Genomic DNA, 613 nt, shown 5'->3' on the forward strand with positions numbered 1-613 from the left:
GGTCAATGTGTTCGTCGACCTGTACCGCCAGAGCAAGGCCATGAAGCAGCAGGTCGAGGCCCTGGAGCAGAGCCGGCGTGAGCAGGAGGTGTTGCTCAACAAGCTTCAGGCCACCCAGAACGAGTTGGAGCAGGCGGTGCGCATGCGCGATGACTTCATGTCCATCGTCGCCCATGAAGTGCGCACGCCCCTCAACGGCCTGATCCTGGAAACCCAGCTGCGCAAGATGCACCTGGCCCGGGAGAACGCTGCTGCCTTCAGCCTGGACAAGATGCACGCCATGGTGGATCGCGACGAGCGCCAGATCAAAAGCCTGATCCGCCTGATCGAAGACATGCTGGACATCTCGCGGATTCGCACTGGCAAGCTATCGATCCGCCCGTCCCGGTTTGACCTGGCGCAGTTGGTACGCGGATTGGTGGAGAACTTCGCGCCCCAGGTGGAAGCTGCGCAATCGTCCCTGAGCCTGGAAGCCGAGCAGCCGTTGCAAGGCCACTGGGACGAATTCCGCATCGAACAGGTGATTTCCAATCTGCTGACCAATGCCTTGCGCTACGGCGCCAAGAGCCCCATCCAAGTCCGGGTCTATGCCCAGGACGGCGAGGCCCGGGTC

General features: G+C 62.0%; 1 protein-coding gene. It reads left to right on the plus strand.

The window, feature by feature from the left end; translation table 11 throughout:
• The coding region (locus Q7C21_RS22440) for a sensor histidine kinase (protein ID WP_375151149.1) at positions 1-613 on the plus strand (613 nt) is incomplete at both ends.

This window comes from Pantoea sp. ANP04 (genome assembly GCF_041982285.1).
Lineage (GTDB): Bacteria > Pseudomonadota > Gammaproteobacteria > Enterobacterales > Enterobacteriaceae > Pantoea > Pantoea eucalypti.